Source organism: Martelella sp. AD-3 (assembly GCF_001578105.1).
GTDB lineage: Bacteria > Pseudomonadota > Alphaproteobacteria > Rhizobiales > Rhizobiaceae > Martelella.
In genome coordinates this window covers 2202189-2220592 of the sequence record NZ_CP014275.1, presented here as the reverse complement: position 1 = coordinate 2220592, position 18404 = coordinate 2202189, and the positions used below count along the sequence as shown (strand labels likewise).

General features: G+C 62.1%; 15 protein-coding genes. 4 read left to right on the top strand and 11 right to left on the bottom strand.

What is annotated here, in order from left to right:
- Positions 1 to 159: 159 nt before the first annotated feature.
- Complete coding sequence (gene metH, locus AZF01_RS10290; RefSeq protein WP_024709556.1) at positions 160 to 3936, top strand: methionine synthase; 3777 nt, start codon at positions 160 to 162, stop codon at positions 3934 to 3936.
- Positions 3937 to 3970: 34 nt separating this feature from the next.
- On the opposite strand, the gene AZF01_RS10285 is transcribed toward metH, so the two are convergent.
- The 6 genes from AZF01_RS10285 to AZF01_RS10260 all read right to left on the bottom strand — a co-directional run bounded on the left by AZF01_RS10285 (position 3971) and on the right by AZF01_RS10260 (position 10170).
- Positions 3971 to 4600: a glutathione S-transferase family protein gene (locus tag AZF01_RS10285; RefSeq protein ID WP_024709557.1), complete on the bottom strand. Its 630-nt coding sequence runs from the start codon at positions 4598 to 4600 to the stop codon at positions 3971 to 3973.
- A 119-nt stretch (positions 4601 to 4719) separates the two neighbouring features.
- Positions 4720 to 5337: a glutathione S-transferase family protein gene (locus AZF01_RS10280; RefSeq protein WP_036238041.1), complete on the bottom strand. Its 618-nt coding sequence runs from the start codon at positions 5335 to 5337 to the stop codon at positions 4720 to 4722.
- Positions 5338 to 5477: 140 nt separating this feature from the next.
- Positions 5478 to 5912, bottom strand: a complete 435-nt coding sequence (locus tag AZF01_RS10275; RefSeq protein WP_081725861.1) for a DUF779 domain-containing protein — start codon at positions 5910 to 5912, stop codon at positions 5478 to 5480.
- A gap of 77 nt (positions 5913 to 5989) precedes the next feature.
- Positions 5990 to 7501, bottom strand: a complete 1512-nt coding sequence (gene adh / locus AZF01_RS10270) for an aldehyde dehydrogenase (protein WP_197489661.1) — start codon at positions 7499 to 7501, stop codon at positions 5990 to 5992.
- A 200-nt stretch (positions 7502 to 7701) separates the two neighbouring features.
- Positions 7702 to 8706, bottom strand: a complete 1005-nt coding sequence (locus AZF01_RS10265) for a GAF domain-containing protein (protein WP_152534615.1) — start codon at positions 8704 to 8706, stop codon at positions 7702 to 7704.
- Positions 8707 to 8955: 249 nt separating this feature from the next.
- Positions 8956 to 10170, bottom strand: a complete 1215-nt coding sequence (locus tag AZF01_RS10260; protein WP_024709562.1) for an NADP-dependent isocitrate dehydrogenase — start codon at positions 10168 to 10170, stop codon at positions 8956 to 8958.
- Between the two features lie 281 nt (positions 10171 to 10451).
- On the opposite strand from AZF01_RS10260, the gene AZF01_RS10255 reads away from it, so the two are divergent.
- The 3 genes from AZF01_RS10255 to AZF01_RS10245 all read left to right on the top strand — a co-directional run bounded on the left by AZF01_RS10255 (position 10452) and on the right by AZF01_RS10245 (position 13552).
- Positions 10452 to 11582 carry a carbohydrate kinase gene (locus tag AZF01_RS10255; RefSeq protein WP_024709563.1) on the top strand — a complete coding sequence of 377 codons (1131 nt, stop codon included), beginning with the start codon at positions 10452 to 10454 and terminating at the stop codon, positions 11580 to 11582.
- A complete protein-coding gene (locus AZF01_RS10250) occupies positions 11575 to 12498 on the top strand; it encodes a pseudouridine-5'-phosphate glycosidase (RefSeq protein WP_024709564.1) in 924 nt (307 codons plus the stop codon). The genes AZF01_RS10255 and AZF01_RS10250 overlap by 8 nt, the downstream gene beginning before the upstream one ends.
- Before the next feature lie 61 nt (positions 12499 to 12559).
- Positions 12560 to 13552, top strand: a complete 993-nt coding sequence (locus tag AZF01_RS10245; RefSeq protein ID WP_024709565.1) for an MDR family oxidoreductase — start codon at positions 12560 to 12562, stop codon at positions 13550 to 13552.
- 6 nt (positions 13553 to 13558) lie between these two features.
- Here the strand turns inward: AZF01_RS10245 and AZF01_RS10240 are convergent, their stop codons facing one another.
- The 5 genes from AZF01_RS10240 to pstS form a co-directional block, all read right to left on the bottom strand.
- The gene (locus tag AZF01_RS10240) at positions 13559 to 14236 is read right to left on the bottom strand and encodes a hypothetical protein (protein ID WP_024709566.1); all 678 of its coding nucleotides are present in this window, start codon (positions 14234 to 14236) and stop codon (positions 13559 to 13561) included.
- 206 nt (positions 14237 to 14442) lie between these two features.
- Entirely contained in the window at positions 14443 to 15264 is an 822-nt protein-coding gene (gene pstB / locus AZF01_RS10235) for a phosphate ABC transporter ATP-binding protein PstB (RefSeq protein WP_081725862.1), read from the bottom strand.
- A gap of 17 nt (positions 15265 to 15281) precedes the next feature.
- Positions 15282 to 16184: a phosphate ABC transporter permease PstA gene (pstA, locus tag AZF01_RS10230; RefSeq protein ID WP_024709568.1), complete on the bottom strand. Its 903-nt coding sequence runs from the start codon at positions 16182 to 16184 to the stop codon at positions 15282 to 15284.
- Positions 16185 to 16203: 19 nt separating this feature from the next.
- Positions 16204 to 17175 carry a phosphate ABC transporter permease subunit PstC gene (gene pstC, locus AZF01_RS10225; protein WP_024709569.1) on the bottom strand — a complete coding sequence of 324 codons (972 nt, stop codon included), beginning with the start codon at positions 17173 to 17175 and terminating at the stop codon, positions 16204 to 16206.
- A gap of 141 nt (positions 17176 to 17316) precedes the next feature.
- Positions 17317 to 18354, bottom strand: a complete 1038-nt coding sequence (gene pstS / locus AZF01_RS10220; protein ID WP_024709570.1) for a phosphate ABC transporter substrate-binding protein PstS — start codon at positions 18352 to 18354, stop codon at positions 17317 to 17319.
- Positions 18355 to 18404: the final 50 nt, after the last annotated feature.

The following is an 18404-nucleotide window of genomic DNA, read 5'->3' as shown; positions in this document are numbered from 1 at the left end:
TGCATCCCGCTTGATCATGCGCAAAGAATGCCGGAAAACGTCGCCCGCAGGCGGACAATCCCCTTCGAACGGTCGCGGGAGGCAAAACCGGCGCTATCGACATGTTGACATAAAGATATCTTTATGTGAATTCATGGCCTCGGAAACTGGAGATGGCTCATGCTTGACGAACTGTTCGGAGAAGAGGCGCCGCGGCGCAGCGGCAAGGAAATCCGCGCTGCCCTGGAAAAGGCCGCGCGCGAGCGCATCCTCATCCTCGACGGCGCGATGGGGACCCAGATCCAGGGGTTGGGCTTCGACGAGGACCATTTCCGCGGCGACCGCTTCATCGGCTGCGCCTGCCACCAGCAGGGCAATAACGACCTTCTGATTCTGAGTCAGCCGAAGGCGCTTGAGGATATCCACTACGAATACGCCATCGCCGGCGCGGATATTCTGGAGACCAACACCTTTTCCAGCACGCGCATCGCCCAGGCCGATTATCAGATGGAGGAGATGGTCTACGAGTTGAACCGCGACGGCGCGCGCCTTGCCCGCCGTGCCGCGATCCGGGCCGAGCAGGAGGATGGCCGCCGCCGCTTTGTCGCCGGCGCCGTCGGTCCGACCAACCGTACCGCTTCGATCTCGCCGGACGTGAACAATCCGGGCTATCGCGCTGTTTCCTTTGATCAATTACGCGATGCCTACCGCGAGCAGATCGAGGGGTTGATCGACGGCGGATCGGACCTGATCCTGATCGAGACCATCTTCGATACGCTGAATGCCAAGGCCGCCGTCTTCGCCGCGCGCCAGGCGTTTCGCGCCAAGGGGATCGAACTGCCGCTGATGATCTCCGGCACGATCACCGACCTTTCCGGCCGCACGCTCTCCGGTCAGACGCCGACCGCCTTCTGGAATTCGCTGTCGCATGCCGATCCGTTCACGATCGGCCTCAACTGCGCGCTCGGGGCGGACGCGATGCTGCCGCACCTGCAGGAGCTGTCGGGCGTTGCCGACACCTTTACCTGCGCCTATCCCAATGCCGGCCTGCCGAACGAGTTCGGCCAGTATGATCAGGATCCGGAGGAAATGGCCGGGCTGATCCGCCCCTTTGCCCAGCAGGGGCTTGTCAACATCCTCGGCGGCTGCTGCGGTTCGACGCCCGAGCATATCGCCGCGATCGCCGCTGTCGCCTCCAATTTCGCGCCGCGCGAGGTGCCGGAACACAGGCCGGTTCTGTCGCTTTCGGGTCTTGAACCGTTTCACCTGACAAAGGACATTCCCTTCGTCAATGTCGGCGAACGCACCAATGTCACCGGCTCGGCGAAGTTCCGCAAGCTGATCACCAATGCCGACTACGCGGCCGCGCTCGACGTCGCCCGCGACCAGGTGGAAGCCGGCGCGCAGATCATCGACATCAATATGGACGAGGGGCTGATCGATTCGGAACGGGCGATGGTCGAGTACCTGAACCTGATCGCCGCCGAACCGGATATTGCCCGCGTGCCGCTGATGATCGACTCCTCCAAGTGGGAGATCATCGAGGCCGGGCTGAAATGCGCGCAGGGCAAGTCGCTGGTCAACTCGATCTCGCTGAAGGAAGGCGAGGAACAGTTCATCGAACGGGCACAGCTGATCCGCGACTATGGCGCCGCCACCGTCGTCATGGCCTTTGACGAGAAGGGCCAGGCCGACACGTTCGAGCGCAAGGTCGAGATCTGTTCGCGGGCCTACAGGATCCTGACCGAAAAGGTCGGGTTCCCGCCGGAAGACATTATCTTTGACCCGAACATCTTCGCAGTTGCGACCGGGATCGAGGAACACGACAATTACGGCGTCGATTTCATCGAGGCGACGCGGGCAATCCGCAAGAACCTGCCTTGCGCGCATGTCTCGGGCGGCGTCTCGAACCTGTCCTTCTCCTTCCGCGGCAACGAGCCGGTGCGCCAGGCGATGCACGCGGTCTTTCTCTACCACGCCATTCAGGCGGGCATGGATATGGGCATCGTCAATGCCGGTCAGCTGATCGTCTACGAGACCATCGATCCGGAACTGCGCGAGGCCTGCGAGGATGTGGTTCTCAACCGTCGCTCTGACGCGACCGAGCGGCTGCTCGACATTGCCGAGCGCTATCGCGGAACCGGCAAGTCCGAGGAGCGCAAGCAGGATCTTGCCTGGCGCGAATGGCCGGTCGAGAAACGGCTGGAGCACGCGCTCGTCAACGGCATTACCGAATATGTCGAGGCGGATGTGGAAGAGGCGCGGCAGGCCGCCGAGCGTCCGCTGCACGTCATCGAAGGTCCGCTGATGGCCGGCATGAATGTCGTCGGCGACCTGTTCGGCGCGGGCAAGATGTTCCTGCCGCAGGTGGTGAAATCCGCGCGCGTGATGAAGCAGGGCGTTGCCGTGCTGCTGCCCTATATGGAAGAGGAAAAGCGCCTGAGCGGTGCGGAAGAGGGCCAGTCCAACGGCAAGGTGATCATGGCGACGGTGAAGGGCGATGTGCACGACATCGGCAAGAACATCGTCGGCGTCGTTCTTGCCTGCAACAATTACGAGATCATCGACCTCGGCGTGATGGTGCCGGCGGAAAAGATTCTCGCCGCGGCGAAGGAGCACAGGGCCGATATCATCGGGCTGTCCGGCCTGATCACGCCGTCACTCGACGAGATGGTGCATGTGGCTTCCGAAATGGAGCGTCAGGGCTTCGACATTCCGCTGCTGATCGGCGGCGCGACCACCAGCCGCACCCATACGGCCGTCAAGATCCATCCGGCCTACGAGAAAGGGCAGGCGATCTACGTGACGGATGCGAGCCGCGCCGTGGGCGTGGTCAACAACCTCCTTTCGCCGGACCTGAAGGACGGCTATATCGCCGGCATTCAGGAGGAATATGCCAAGGTCGCCGAGAGCCACCGCCGCGCCGAGGCGCAGAAGAACCGCCTGCCGCTGGCCGCCGCGCGCGCCAACCATGTGAAGGTCGACTGGAACGGGTATGCGCCGCACGCGCCGTCATTTTTGGGTGCCAAGGTGTTCGACGACTATGACCTCGAGGAGCTTTCCCGCTATATCGACTGGACGCCGTTCTTCCAGACATGGGAACTGAAGGGTCGCTTTCCGAACATTCTGGAAGACGAGAAGCAGGGCGAAACCGCGCGCCAGCTCTACGCCGATGCGCAGGCGATGCTGAAGAAGATCATCGAGGAAAAATGGTTCCGCCCGCGCGCGGTCATCGGCTTCTGGCCTGCCAATGCCGTCGGCGACGATATCCGCCTCTACAAGGACGAGAGCCGCGACCAGGAACTGGCGACCTTCTTCACGCTGCGCCAGCAGCTTTCCAAGCGCGGCGACCGGCCGAACGTGGCGCTTTCCGATTTCGTCGCTCCGGTCGAAAGCGGCAAACAGGACTATGTCGGCGGCTTTGTCGTCACGGCCGGCTTTGAGGAGATCTCGATCGCCGAACGCTTCGAGCGAGCCAATGACGATTACTCCTCGATCATGGTCAAGGCGCTTGCCGACCGGTTTGCCGAGGCCTTCGCCGAGCGGATGCATGAGCGCGTGCGCCGTGAATTCTGGGGCTATGCGCCGGACGAGAACTTCACCAATGCCGAACTGATCGGCGAGCCCTATGGCGGCATCCGACCGGCCCCCGGCTACCCGGCGCAGCCCGACCATACCGAGAAGCGCACGCTCTTCGAGTTGCTCGACGCCGAGAAGGCGACCGGCGTGAAACTGACCGAAAGCTATGCCATGTGGCCGGGCTCGTCGGTGTCCGGCATCTATATCGGCCATCCCGACAGCTATTATTTCGGCGTTGCCAAGGTCGAGCGCGACCAGGTCGAGGATTATGCGGCCCGCAAGGGCATGGAGGTGGAGGAGGTCGAACGCTGGCTTGGGCCGGTGCTCAACTATATCCCGGGGAATGACGGCAGCGGCGTGGATGATGCGGCGGCCTGAGGATCGGGCCGGCATTGCCTGAGGCCCAAGGGTCTCAGGCTGCGCCGGCCTTCATCTTGGCCAGCGCCTCCTCGTCAAGGCGGGTGGCCCGCTTCAGCGCCGGGCGGTCCGAAACGCGATCGGCATAGGCCTCGAAGACCGGGCGTTTCTCGATAGCGCCGGAATTGAAGCACCATATCAGCTGCGAGCTGAAATAGATGTCGACGGCGCGGAAATGGTCGCCACAGACATAGTGTCTGTCGAGCAATGCCTGTTCCAGTGTCGCGGTCACATCTTCAGCCCGACCATAGCCCATCATGCCCTGGCGCTTCTGCGGAACCTCGAAGCCCATCTCGTGGTTGGTGACGAGTTCTTCGAGCGGACCGGCGGCGAAGAACATCCAGCGATAATAGTCGGCCTTTTCGCCCCGGGTTGGCCCGAGGCCGGCTTCGGGAAAGGTTTCGGCCAGGTAGGTGCAGATTGCGGCGACTTCTGTGACGACAGCCTGGCCATGGCGAATGGTCGGCACCTTCCCCATGCGGTTTACCGCAAGGTAGTCTGCCGTCTTCATCGCGCCGCCATAGGCCAGCACATGTGTCTCGTAGGAGACGCCGATTTCCTCGAGCATCCAGCGAATGATGCAACCACGCGACTGCGGGTTGGTATAGAAGTGCAGATCATCCATCGGGCATCCCCTGCATCCGTCTCCTGCGCTTCCGGCTTATGCCCGAATGGATGAAGCGGCAAGACGGAAGACGGCAGACGCGCGGGTGCGCGCTTAAAGGTCGCAGCCCGGATCTACCGCTACGCCATCTCCGCCGCCGCCGCGTCATCCAGCCCGGTGGCGCGGATGAAGGCCGGGCGGGTGGATATACGCTCGGCATAGGCCGCGAAAGACGCCCGTTTGTCGACCGTGCCGAATTGCATCCCCCAATTGATCTGCGCGCCGACATAGACATCGGCTGCGGTGAAGCTGTCACCGGCGATAAACGGGTTTTCCGAAAGCCATTGGTCGAGCGCGTCCATCACGTGCTCGAAATTGCCGTAGCCGACGGCGCGTTCGCGCTCGGGCGGCACCTCGAACCCGAAGGTCCGGTTGACCACCGCAGCCTCGAGCGGACCTGCCGCGAAGAACAGCCAGCGGTAGTAGGAGGCGCGGTCGGCGGGCGGCGGCGCGAGCCCTGCCTCGGGAAAGGCATCGGCAAGATAGGCGCAGATCGCGGCGCATTCCGTCACCACCTTGCCATCATGAACAATCGTCGGCACCTTTCCCATCGCGTTGATCGCAAGATATTCCGGTTCCTTCATCGTGCCATTATAGGTCAGAATGCGGGTTTCGTATTCTGCTCCGGTCTCTTCCAGCATCCAGCGTGCGATCCGACCGCGCGAAAGCGGGTTGGTATACAAGGTAATTCTGCTCATGAGTGTCTCCCGGTGTTCTTTTTATGTTCTTGCTCATCCGCCGCGGAAAGGCAAGGCATAAATGCCGTTCCGCCGTCTGGAGGGGAGGGGCGGACAGAGCCAGGGAACGGCCGGACAGCCGGTGGGCGGACCGCCTGGTTTCAAGCGCCGCTGCGGTCGTCGTGTTCTCCCAGCGCAAACCGTTCCTCATCGCTCAGAACGCGGGACCGGGTCAGAAATCGCTTCTCGCGACCGTTGTCGAGGCTGAACATGCCGCCGCGGCCGGGCACCACGTCGAGGATCAACTGGGTGTGTTTCCAGGCCTGAAACTGCGGGCCAGATATCCAGACTTCCGCGCCTTCGACCTCGCCGAGCAGAACATCGCCGCTGCCGAGGTGAAATTCGGCTTTCGGGTAGCACATCGGCGACGAGCCGTCGCAGCAACCGCCGGACTGGTGGAACATGATCTCGCCGTGGTCGGCCTTGATCTCGCGGATCAGTTCCCGCGCCGCAAGCGTGGCGGTGACGCGGCTGCCCTTTTCGGCGCCGGCAGGCAGGTCGGCATCGGTGACGCAGTGGATGTCAGGCTTTTCCATATCCGTCTCGTTGTTGAACCGAAAGCGAACGGGCGAAGCCGAAGCTCCGCCCGCCACCCGGGAGGATTCCCCTGGCCTCAGAAGAAGCCGACCTTTTCGGTCGAGTAGCTGACCAGCAGGTTCTTGGTCTGCTGGTAGTGGTCGAGCATCATCTTGTGGGTCTCGCGGCCGATGCCGGACTGCTTGTAGCCGCCGAAGGCCGCATGCGCCGGATAGGCGTGGTAGTTGTTGACCCAGACGCGTCCGGCCTGAATGTGGCGGCCGAAGCGGTAGCAGGTGTTGGCATCGCGCGACCAAACGCCGGCGCCAAGCCCGTAAAGCGTGTCATTCGCGATTTCGAGCGCTTCCGCCTCGTCCTTGAAGGTGGTGACGGAAACGACGGGCCCGAAGATTTCCTCCTGGAACACGCGCATCTTGTTGTGCCCCTTGAGGATGGTCGGTTCGATATAGTAGCCGCCCGAAAGCTCGCCGCCGAGATCGGCCGCCTTGCCGCCCAGCAGGACTTCCGCGCCTTCCTGACGGCCGATATCGAAATAGCTCAGGATCTTTTCCTTCTGCTCGCTCGATGCCTGCGCGCCAATCATGGTGTTGTCGACGCGGGGGTCGCCCTGGATGATCGCCTTGGTGCGGGCGATGGCGCGCTCCATGAAGGCCTCGTAAATGTCTTCCTGGATCAGGGCGCGGGACGGGCAGGTGCAGACTTCGCCCTGGTTGAGCGCGAAGAACACGAAGCCTTCGACCGCCTTGTCGAGGAAGCCGTCATCCTCGCGCATCACATCCTTGAAGAAGATGTTGGGCGACTTGCCGCCAAGCTCCAGCGTCACCGGAATGAGGTTCTCGGTGGCGTACTGCATGATCAGGCGGCCGGTGGTGGTCTCGCCGGTAAAGGCGATCTTGGCGATGCGCGAGCTCTGCGCCAGCGGTTTGCCGGCTTCAAGGCCGAAGCCGTTGACGATGTTGAGCACGCCGGGCGGCAGGATGTCGGCGATCAGTTCGGCCAGCACCAGGATCGAAGCCGGCGTCTGTTCGGCCGGCTTCAGCACCACGCAATTGCCGGCGGCAATCGCCGGCGCAAGTTTCCAGGCGGCCATCAGGATCGGGAAGTTCCAGGGAATGATCTGGCCCACCACGCCGAGCGGTTCATGGAAATGGTATGCAATCGTGTCGTCGTCAATCTCGCTCATCGAACCTTCCTGCGCGCGGAGCGCCGAGGCGAAGTAGCGGAAGTGGTCGGCGGCGAGCGGAATGTCGGCATTCATCGTTTCGCGGATCGGCTTGCCATTGTCCCAGGTCTCGCAGGTGGCGATCAGGGCAAGGTTGGCCTCGATCACATCCGCGATCTTCAGCAGCGCGCGGGCGCGTTCGGCCGGCGAAGTCGAACCCCATTTCGCCTTGGCGGCATGGGCCGCATCCAGCGCGAGCTCGATATCGGCGGCGTCGGAACGGGCGATCTCGTTGATCGCGGCCCCGGTGATCGGCGTGGTATTGGTGAAATAGCGGCCGTTCTTCGGCGCGACGAACTTGCCGCCGATGAAGTTGTCATAGCGGTCCTTGAAAGGGGATTTCAAAAGCCCTTCGGGTTTGGTCATCTCGTTCATTGCGTTTCCTCCCAGAAATCATCCTGAACACTGTCGAGGAGCTCAATGTCGGCGCATGATTGATATTTGTCATCATTGTCAAACCGGCGGGAGCCGAAGACTGTCTCGCTACTGAGACAGTCCGGGAGCCAAAACGGCGAGGGCGCGCGGCGTTTGCGGCGGATCATTGCGCTGCGGCGCGGTTCCGCCGTTCAGCAACGGGAGGAGAGGCCGAGCCGCTTCATGCGGCGGTAGAGCGTGGCGCGCCCGATCCCCAGCTCCTCGGCGGCGCGGCTCGCATTGCCATGCTGGCGGGCGAGCGCCTTGAGGATGGCGGTGCGCTCGGCAGAGGCAAGTCCGGTTTGCGAAGCGCCGACCGCCAGCAGGTCGTCGGCGGGGACGGGCGCGAACGCACCGGAAGGGGCAAGGCCCAGCGCCAGCCGCGCTGCGCGCGTGGCGCCGATCACGAGATCGTTTTCGTCAACGGCCAGGAGCGCAATCGCGGCCCCGCCGGCGGTCCCGCCTTCCTCGCTGTCATCGACGAGGATCACCCGCTCCCCGCTGTGCCCGTGGCGGAAGCAATCCGCCTCGATCTTGCGCGCGGTCTCGCGCACCAGGGCCGCGATCATCTGGTTGGCGGCCGCTGTCTGGTCGCTGCGGGCGGACGAAATGTCGAGCGCGCCGATCAATTGGCCATCCGCGCCGTAGATCGGGGCGTCGATGCAGCTCATTGAGATGTTGCGGTCGAGAAAGTGCTCGTCGCGATGAATGATGAGCGGCCGTTCCTCGGCGAGGCAGGTCCCGATGCCATTGGTGCCGACGGCCGCCTCCGACCAGCTTCGGCCGGGCTTGAGACCCCAGCTCTCGAAACTCGACTGGTCGCCGCTGCGCCAGCGCGCATCGAGAACCACGCCATCGGCATCGCTGAGGAACACGCCGCAGGCGGAAAGCGAGACGCATTTGTAGAGATGATCGAGCTTGGCGCGCGCCACATGCATCAGAAGATCGGAATTTTCCATCCGCTGCTTCAGTTCCGGTCCGCTGAGCGTTTCGGCGCGGCGGGGTCTGGCGCCTGCGGGGTCGAGGCCGTGCTGAACCAGCGAGCGCCACCAGGACGCGGCGACGGACGAGCGCGCCGGACCGTTTGCGGAAAGCGCCGTCGCGGTCACGATATCGGCATGGGCGCGGCTTGCCGCCGGCCTTGAACCATAAGCCATCGCTATCTCCTCCCGCTTCCGCGCGGCACCTTCCCGATGCCCGAACGGATCTCCTCAGCGGCTCACATCCGGTATTGTTATCCAAAACCGAAAGCGTGTGAAGGCATTTCCGCGCGCCGGCGCGCTCGACTTTGGTTCATCAAAAGACCAGGAAGCGTCAGAGCGGCGGAAGCGCGAAGACAGACGGGTCGTCGCAAACAAAAAACCCGGCGCGAAGGCCGGGTTTCATGGAATCTATAGGCAATCGCCTCAGGCGGCCATGGCCTTCTTGAGGTTCTCGTCGATCTTGTCGAGGAAGGCGGTGGTCGAGAGCCATGGCTGGTCGGGGCCGATGAGCAGCGCCAGATCCTTGGTCATGTGGCCGCTTTCGACCGTGTCGATGCAGACCTTTTCCAGCGTGTGGGCGAAGTTGGTCAGCTCTTCGTTGCCGTCGAGCTTGCCGCGATGGGCAAGGCCGCGCGTCCAGGCGAAGATCGAGGCGATCGAGTTGGTCGAGGTCTCCTGACCCTTCTGATGCTGGCGGTAGTGACGGGTCACCGTGCCGTGGGCGGCTTCGGCTTCGACCGTCTTGCCGTCCGGCGTCATCAGAACCGAGGTCATCAGGCCGAGCGAGCCGAAGCCCTGGGCGACGATGTCGGACTGGACGTCGCCGTCATAGTTCTTGCAGGCCCAGACGTAACCGCCGGACCACTTCAAAGCGGCCGCGACCATGTCATCGATCAGGCGGTGTTCGTACCAGATCTTCTTGGCCTCGAACTGATCCTTGAACTCGGCTTCGTAGATCTCCTGGAACAGGTCCTTGAAGCGGCCGTCATAGGCTTTCAGGATCGTGTTCTTGGTGGACAGGTAGCAGGGAACGCCGCGCATCAGCGCGTAGTTCAGCGAGGCGCGGGCAAAGTCGCGGATCGAGTCGTCGAGATTATACATCGCCATGGCAACGCCGGAGGAGGGGGCGTCGAAGACTTCGTGTTCGATCTCCTGGCCGTCCTCGCCGACGAACTTGATCGAAAGCTTGCCCTTGCCGGGGAACCTGAAGTCGGTGGCGCGGTACTGGTCGCCGAAGGCGTGACGGCCGACGATGATCGGCTGGGTCCAGCCGGGAACCAGGCGCGGCACGTTCTGCATGATGATCGGCTCGCGGAAGATCACGCCGCCGAGAATGTTGCGGATCGTGCCGTTGGGCGAACGCCACATCTTCTTCAGGCCGAATTCCTCGACGCGGGCTTCGTCGGGCGTGATGGTCGCGCACTTGATGCCGACGCCGTGCTTCTTGATGGCGTTGGCGGCGTCCACGGTAACCTGGTCGTCGGTGGCGTCGCGGTTTTCGACCGAAAGGTCGTAATATTCGATCGGCAGGTCGAGATACGGGAAAATCAGCTTTTCCTTGATGAACTGCCAGATGATGCGGGTCATTTCATCGCCGTCGAGATCGACAACCGGATTTGCCACCTTGATCTTCGTCATTATCCATCCTCGTCTAGCGGGCGCCGTCGAAAACGCCCTTTTGTTGCAAGAAGTCCCGAGGGCTATAGCACTGCGATGCCGGGGAAAAAAGGCATTCGGAGGCTAAACTTTGGTAAAAAACGGCCGATTTGCCGGGCGCCTCAAAATGACGGACGGCAGGAGCGGAGGGTTGTCCGGGCGGACGCCGGACAGCACCCGATCGACGGAGAATGGCATATAACAGTTGTTTTGATGGTAACTTTTGTTATATACGGGCGTCATTATCCAAGCAGGGCACTCTCATGCCGGAACTCAGTCCTCTCGAAAGCGCGCTTCTTCGCCTCATCCGCGAGGACCCCTTCGCCGGCCAGCAGGCCATGGCCGAGCGGCTCGGCATTTCACGATCGGCCGTGGCGGCGCATATCATGCGGCTGACGGAGCGCGGTCATATTCTCGGCCGGGGCTATGTCCTGCCGCCGGAGGGCCGCGTCCTGGTTATCGGCGGCGCGGTGATCGACCGCAAATATCTCGCCCGCACGCCCCTGATCGCCGGCACCTCCAACCCGGTGGAGGGCATGCGCAGCTACGGCGGCGTGGCGCGCAACGTTGCGGAAAACCTCGCTTTGCTTGGCACGACCACCGGTTTTGTGACCGCCGTCGGAAACGACGAGAACGGGCGCTCGCTTCTCGCGCATCTGAGCGCGCGCGGCGTTGACGTCGCCCATGCCGTTGCGCTTGCCGACCAGCGTACGGCCGAGTATGCGGCGATCCTCGAGCCCACGGGGGAACTTGCCTATGGCATCGCCGACATGGCGATTTTCGATCAATTGACGCCGGCGGTGATCGAGCAGGTCTGGTCCGCGATTGCCTCCGCCAGCCTGGTCTTTGCCGACTGCAACCTGCCGGCCGAAACGCTCGCCACCCTCATCGCAAGACGTCCGTACGGTCGCTTCCGGCTCGCAATCGATGCGGTCTCGACGCCGAAGGTGAGGCGTCTGCCGCAATGCCTTGACGGGATAGACCTTCTGTTCCTGAACCTGGACGAGGCCGCAGCCTATCTCGGAAAGGTATTTTCTCGTGATATCAAAGGCATGCATGATGCAGCCGAGCTTCTTCATGAAGCCGGAGCCGCCGCAGTCATCCTTTCGTGCGGAACGCTCGGCGTCGTGGTCTGCGCGCAGGACGGCACAGATCACATTCCCGTGGTCAGGGCGGAGCCCGTCGACATGACCGGCGCAGGCGATGCCATGATCGCCGGCACGCTCAATTTCTTTTCCCGGAACGACACGCTCACCGAAGCCGTGCGCAAGGGCGCTCTGATCGCTTCGCTGACCACCGAGACGGCATCGAGCGTCCATCCGGACCTGTCCAACCATTTTGTCGAGGCCAATCTCTATCGGCTCGACGCCACATCAGGAGATCACCTTGTCTGACATCGAAATCATCAAGAGCGGCGAAGTCGAAACCGCGCTTGCCGGCGGCAAGCCGGTGGTGGCGCTGGAATCCACGATCATCACCCATGGCATGCCCTATCCGGCGAACCTTGAGACGGCGCTTGCCGTCGAGGCGGTGGTGCGCGCGAACGGCGCGGTTCCGGCGACGATCGCTGTGATCGACGGCAAGCTCCATGCCGGCCTGGAGGAAGACGTGATCCAGCGGCTCGCGAAGGTCGAGAAAGGGATCGTCAAGGCCTCGGGGCGGGACCTTGCCGTCGCCATGGTCAAGGGCCAGACGGCGGGAACGACCGTCTCGGCGACGATGAAGATCGCCGCCCTTGCCGGCATCCCGATCTTCGCCACCGGCGGCGTCGGCGGCGTTCACCGCGGCGCCGAGCAGACGTTCGACATCTCCGCCGACCTGACCGAGCTCGGCCGCACGGCCGTCACCGTCGTCTGCGCCGGCGTGAAGTCAATCCTCGATATTCCGAAGACGCTGGAAGTGCTGGAGACCCAGCGCGTGCCGGTGATGGCCTATCAAAGCGATGACTTCCCGGCATTTTTCACGCGTTCGAGCGGCTATCCGGCCGACCATCGCATGGACAGCGCCGAGGATATCGCGAAAGCCATGGCGCTGCACGATGCGCTTGAAACCGGAACCGGCATCCTTGTCGCCAATCCCGTTCCCGAAGCGGATGCGCTCAGCCACGATTTCATCGACGGAACGATCGAGGATGCGCTGAACGAAGCCGCAGAGAAGGGGATTGCCCGCAAGGAACTGACGCCGTTCCTGCTTGCCCGGATCAACGAACTGTCCGAAGGCCGCAGCCTCGCCGCCAATATCGCGCTGGTGAAAAACAACGCTGCCCTTGCGGCCCAGATCGCCGTCGCACGGGTCGCCATCTCGGATTGACGGAGCGCATTGTCATTCGCGCAGCAACGACGTTATCCTCCCTCCAAACAAGGAGTGCATGATGACTGATACCTTTGAAGCTCTGCTGATCCGCGACAAGGACAATCCGAAGGCAAGCCTGACAAAACTCAGCCTGTCCGATCTGCCGGATTTGCCTGTCCTTGTGCGGGTCGACTATTCGAGCCTCAATTACAAGGACGGGCTGTCGGTCACCGGCAAGGGGCGCATCGCGCGCCGCTTCCCGATGGTGCCCGGCATCGATATTGCCGGAACGGTGGTCGAATCGGCCTCCGAGGCCTTCAGGCCCGGGGACAAGGTGATCGCCAACGGCAACGGCATGTCGGAGACGGAATGGGGCGCCTACAGCGCCTATCAGCGGCTGAAGCCTGAATGGCTGATGCCGCAGCCCGAAGGGCTCACCCAGAAACAGGCGATGGCGATCGGCACGGCCGGCTATACGGCTGCACTTTGCGTCAACCAGTTGCTTGCCTGGGGCGTTGTTTCCCCGGAAGAGGGAAAGGTGCTGGTCACCGGGGCCGCCGGCGGCGTCGGGTCCTATGCGGTGGCGCTTCTCGCTTCGCTCGGCTTCGGCGTCACCGCCTCCACCGGCCGGCCGGAAACGCATGCCTACCTGCGCCAACTCGGCGCTAGCGATTTCATCGATCGGCGTGAACTTTCCGAAGCCGGAAAGCCGCTGCAGGCGGAACGCTGGACCGGCGCGGTCGACAGCGTCGGCTCCACGACCCTTGCCAATGTTCTGGCGCAGACGGTTTATGGCGGCGCTGTGACGGCCTGCGGTCTTGCCGGCGGCGCGGATCTTCCCGCAACCGTGATGCCGCATATCCTGCGCTCCGTGGCGTTGATCGGCGTCGATTCCGTGATGGCGCCGAGAAAGCGCCGCGAGGCCGCATGGCGACTGCTACAGACGCAATTGTCGCCGGAGCAGATCGCGCTCGCGACGGAAGGCGAGGTGGGCCTTGCCGATCTGCCCAAGGCGGCGGAAGAGATCCTGGCGGGCAAGGTGCGCGGACGCGTCGTGGTGAAGGTGAGCTGAGGCCGCTCAGGTGGTCTCAAGCGATTTCGTCTTCACCACGAGGCTGTCATCCTCTGTCTCCTCGAGGAACCTGGCGAAATAGCGCTTGAGCTTCGGGATCTTCACCAGTTCGTCCATCGAATATTTGTGCGCGTCGCGCACCAGCGTCGACGGGTTGAAATAGGCCTCGGCATTTTCCGGGGCCAGCACAAAGGGCGGAAGCCCCTCGCGGCAGAGGATATAGCTCATGATCAGCGCGCCCGTGCGATGGTTGCCCTCGATGAAGAGTTGCGGGCGGCTGAGGACGCGCACATAGACGCCGGCGGCGCGCTTGCGAACCGGTTTTCCCTTGGCGCGCTGGTACCAGTCGACCAGCCCGCCGATGTCGCCCGCCTCGCGATCGTAGAAATGTTCTTCTGTGCGCTGAATGTGATTGCTGAATTCCGACCGGGCTTCACGCGAGGAGCCGCACAGCACCAGATGGTTGAGCTCGAGCAGGTGATGGAACTGGCCGAGTTGAAGGATATCGGTTCCTTCCTGCAGAAGGCCGTTCACATAGGTGTAACCCTCCAGCATGTGCTCGACGACGCTGTCCGGCATGCCGTCGCGATGCATGGTCAGGACCGCATTGATGCGATCGAACTGACGCTGGGTCTGGCGCAGCCTGTCTTCTATCCTGGCAAGGTCAAGACTGTGCTTGAACATGTTGCGTCTCAGTGCCTCAAGACCGGTTTTTCGCGCGCGCTGGTCCGCGAAACGATTGAATGACGTGGCCAATGGTAGGGCGGGCGGAGGATCAGATCAATGGCAGGCCCGAACCTGCTTGCGTGACTGCCTGCGCGCAGAACAATCAAAAGGGCGGCTCTGCGAAGAAAGCCGCCCGCTAAAACAGTCCGAGTGGAACGACAGCCTCAGCTGAACTCGCCCGAAAGATACTCTTTGGTCAGTTGCTGTTGCGGGTTCTCGAAAATCTGCTTGGTGTCGCCGACCTCGACGAGGAAACCGGTGCGGCCGCCCTGCGACATGTCCACGGAGAAGAAGGCCGTCTTGTCGGCAACGCGGATCGCCTGCTGCATATTGTGGGTCACGATCGCGACGGTATAGTCCTTCTTCAGCTCGAGCATCAGTTCCTCGATCTGGCGCGTGGCGATCGGGTCGAGCGCCGAGCAGGGCTCGTCCATCAGAAGCACCGTCGGTTCGGTGGCGATGGCGCGGGCGATGCACAGGCGCTGCTGCTGACCGCCGGAGAGCGAAAGGCCGTTCTGCTTCAGCTTGTCCTTGACCTCGTTCCAGAGTGCCGCGCGGCGAAGCGCCTTCTCGACGCGGCCGTTGATGTCGCCCTTGAAGCCGTTCAGGCGCAGGCCGAAGGCGACGTTCTCGAAAATGCTCATGGAGAACGGGTTGGGCTGCTGGAAGACCATGCCGATATGACGGCGAACGGCGACCGGGTCGACATTCTTGCCGTAGACGTCCTGGCCGAGGAAGTGGACGTGACCTTCAAGGCGGAAGATCGGGATCAGGTCGTTCATGCGGTTCAGCGAGCGCAGCACGGTCGATTTGCCGCAGCCCGACGGACCGATAAAGCCAGTGATCTTGCCCTTTTCGATGTCGACATCGGCATCACGTACGGCAAGGAAGTCGCCGTAGAAAATCTTCTCGATCCGCGCGCCAATGGCAACCTCAGGGTTTTCATTGGCGATTTGGGTGCTGTTCATTTCCAGTGTGGCAGACATATCTTTTCGACCTTTTCCTATACGCGGCGTGTGCCGAAGGCGCGGCTCAGAATGTTGAAGACAAGCACGATGAGCACAAGCACAAGCGATGCGGTCCATGCGAGTTCGATCTGGTTTTCATAGGGCATTGCCGAGAAATTGTAGATCAAGATCGACAATGATGCTGTCGGCTCCGTGAAGCTTCCGATCCAGTAATTCGAAAACAATGCTGTAAACAGCAGCGGGGCCGATTCGCCGGACGCGCCCGCTACCGCCAGCATTACCCCGGTCATAACACCCGGAAGCGCCGTCGGCAAAACAATTCTGGTGGCGACCTGTGTCGAATTGCAGCCCATTCCGTAGGCCGCGTCCTTCATCCGCTGCGGCACCATGCGGAAGGCCTGTTCGGCCGTCAGCAACACGGTCGGCAGCATCAGGATTGCCAGCGAAAGACCGCCGGCGAGCGCTGAATAGGTTTTCATGACGATGACGAGCCAAGCGTAGACGAAAACGCCGGACAGGATCGAGGGAAAACCGGTCAGAACCTTGCCGACGAACCGGACCACCGCCGAGAAGCGGCCATTGGGGTTGATCAGGCCGGTGTAGATGCCGCCGAGAACACCGATCGGAATGGAGATGATTGATGCGATCGCAACCATGACAAGCGTACCGACGATCGCATTACCGATGCCGCCGCCCTGTTCGAAGGGCGCCGGCGGCAGTTCGGTGAGGATGGCCGTGCTGATGCGCGCGCCGCCGCGGCTGATCAGCATGTAAAGCACAGAGATCAGCGGAACCGCCGCAATACCTGCAAGGATCCAGAGGATGACGGTCTGGATGAAATTCATCATCGTGCGCCGCTCGGCGAAGGAGAAGCGCAGATTGGGGTCACCGAGAGCGATGACCTCGGGATTCATCGTTGTTTGATCGGTCGTGGTCATGTGCGATTTCCCAATGGCCTTACGTAACGGTCTGACGAGAGGTGTAGCTCATGATGATCGTGCCGATGACATTGACGGCCATGGTGATCACCAGCAGAGCGACGGCGGCATACATCAGCGGGCCGATCTGGTTGGCGCCGGCTTCCGGGAAGGTGGAGGCCAGCAGCGATGCCAGCGTGGTCGCCGGCGAAAACAGCGACAGCGAAACCTGCTGCGAATTGCCGATCAGCATGGCAAGCGCCATGGTCTCGCCGAGCGCGCGGCCGAAGCCGAGGACCAGAGAGGCGAAAATGCCGCCGGAGGCGGTAGGGATGATGACCTTGCGGATCGCTTCCCACTTGGTGGTGCCCATGCCGTAGGCCGCTTCTTGGATCTTCATCGGGATCGCCTTGAAGGCATCCTGGGAGATTGCCGCGACGGTCGGCAGGATCATGATCGACAGCACGATCATGGCCGGGAACATGCCGGGACCGGCAAGCTTGGTGGAAAAGAACGGAACGAAGGGCAGGGTGTCGTGCAGCCAGTTGGCGATCGGGCGGATCGCGGGGATCAGCACATAAATGCCCCAGAGGCCGAAAACGACCGAGGGGATTGCGGCCAGCATTTCGACGATCAGGCGGAAGACCCATGCCAGACGGGCATTGAGGAAGCCCTGCGTCAGAAAGATCGCGACCGCGATGCCGAGGCCGCCGCCGAAGATCAGCGCCAGAAACGACGAATAGAGCGTCCCCCAGATTTCCGCCAGAATGCCGTATTCGTTGGTGTTGGGGTTCCATTCAACGGTTGTCAGGAAGCCAAGGCCATATTCCCGCATGGCCGGCGCGGCCAGTCCGCCGATCTTCCAGAAAATATAGGCCAGCAGGACAACGATCAGAAGGCCTGCGAAGAATGTCAGGAAGCGGAAGGATTTGTCGTAGCCGTACTCGAAAGCGGTCGGTGGGCGCGAAACGCTGCCATCGCTTTGCGGTGCGGATTTCGATATGTCGGCCATCAAGGGGCTCCTGCTAGCGGCGATCGGGAAACTGCCGCGATCTGACAAATAAAGCGCATCAAGGTTTCTGTGTGGTGCTGCAATTTGACAAAAGCCGGGGCGCAACAGGCACGCCCCGGCGAAAGATCGATGTGGCCGAAATCAGCCGCCGATTTCTTCCATCGACTTCTTGTTGATTTCGATGATGTTTTCCGGCAGCGGGATGTAGCCCAGCTTGTCGGCCATCGTCTGACCGGTGGTCAGGCCGTAGTTGATCATTTCCTTCAGGGCCGCAACCTTGTCGGCGTCCTGGCCGGACTTGTAGAACAGCATCCAGGTGAAGGTGGCGATCGGGTAGGCCTGCTCGCCCTTCGGGTCGGTGATGAAGGCGACGTTGTTTTCGTCGAGATCGGCCGAAGCGAGAGCGGCGGAACCGGCTTCCGGACCAGCCTTCACGAAGTTGCCGGCCTGGTTTTCAAGCATGGCGTAAGGCGTGTTGGTCTGCTGGGCGTAGCCATATTCGATGTAGCCGATGGCACCGGGGGTCTGCTTGACCGTGGCGGTGATGCCCTGATTGCCCGGAGCGGCAATGAAGTTCGAAGCCTTCGGCCACGGAACGGTCTTGCCGCCGCCAACCGTGCTTTCGAATTCCTTCGAGATCGCCGAAAGGTGGTTGGTAAAGTTGAAGTTGGTGCCCGAGCTGTCGGCGCGGACGACAACCGTGATGTCTTCGTCGGGAAGGTCGACGCCGTCATTGGCAGCGGCGATCGCTTCGTCGTTCCACTTGGTGATTTCACCAAGGAAGATCTTCGGATAGACGTCGCGCGGCAGCTTCAGCTCGGAAACGCCGTCGAGGTTGTAGGCGAGAACGATTTCGCCGGCCGTCATCGGCAGAAGAACGACGCCGCCGTCAACCTTGGCCATTTCCTCGTCGTTCATGGCAGCGTCGGAGGCTGCGAAGTCGACTACGCGGTTGGTGAAGTCTTCGATACCGCCGCCGGAGCCCTTGGCCTGGTAGTTGACTTCAATACCGGTCTTCTGGCCAAAATCCTTAAACCAGGCCGAGTAGAGCGGGAAGGGGAAAGAGGCGCCGGAGCCCGTCAGCGAGGTGTCTGCAGCCTGAGCGACAGTGCCGCTTACGACCATAGCGGCGGCAACGGCAGCAACCTTAGCGCCCTTGGTAAAAATTCCGATTTTCATCAGATAGCCCTTTTGAGGTTTGGTTGAAAACGGAAGTCGTATAACAATGA